We start from the raw sequence: 821 nt of genomic DNA, 5'->3' as shown, positions 1-821 counted from the left end.
CTAAAATTTCTAAATCGCCTGCCTCTATGGAGCATCGCTCCGTCCACCCCAGAGATGAGATCGCGGCTCTGCGCACAGCCGCGATTATCAAACCCTATTTGCACCAGAAACTTCTCGAATAGGATCTAAACCACCATTTTCAATCAGAAAGTCAACGATTTGAGATAAGCCATGACCGCGTACAAGATCTGTAAAGCCAAAAGGTCTCCCTGATCGCATGCGTTCGGCATCGCTCTGTATGGTGGCAAGATCGACATTGACGTGGGGAGCAAGATCGCTTTTGTTGATTACGAGAAAGTCCGAGCGAGTTATGCCCGGGCCGCCCTTTCTCGGAATTTCTTCACCTTGGCACACCGAAATCACGTAAAGGGTTATGTCAGCCAAATCGGGAGAAAATGTTGCGGCAAGATTGTCTCCGCCGGATTCAATAAAAACAATATCCAGATCGGGAAATTTGCGATTCATTTCGGCAATAGCCTGAAGATTGATCGAAGCATCTTCTCGAATGGCGGTATGGGGGCAGCCCCCTGTTTCCACGCCCATAATGCGATCTTCCGATAGCGCCTGGCGGCGTGCAAGTATGAGAGCATCTTCCTTTGTGTAAATATCGTTTGTTATAACCGCAATCGAAAAATGGTGTCGCAATAGCCGACAAAGTTTTTCCGTAAGAGTTGTTTTTCCTGAACCAACCGGGCCGCCGATGCCGACACGGAGAGGACCATTTTTTGATGCCATGATGAATGCCCCGACTGTAAACTTATATAGAAATAGTGTGTGGTGAATTAGTGATGATCGTGATCGTGATCGTGATCGTGATCGTG

1 protein-coding gene is annotated in these 821 nt (G+C 47.9%); it reads right to left on the bottom strand.

Annotated features, from left to right (window positions below; translation table 11 throughout):
* Positions 1-87 precede the first annotated feature (87 nt).
* The gene (ureG, locus tag ABE530_RS19620) at positions 88-735 is read right to left on the bottom strand and encodes an urease accessory protein UreG (protein ID WP_499695724.1); all 648 of its coding nucleotides are present in this window, start codon (positions 733-735) and stop codon (positions 88-90) included.
* Between the last annotated feature and the right edge of the window lie 86 nt (positions 736-821).

The sequence above is a fragment of the Brucella sp. TWI559 genome, from assembly GCF_039674265.1.
Taxonomy (GTDB): Bacteria; Pseudomonadota; Alphaproteobacteria; order Rhizobiales; family Rhizobiaceae; genus Brucella; species Brucella chromiisoli.
Note: the sequence above shows the minus strand (reverse complement) of the source record. Positions and strands in the feature narration are given on the sequence as shown.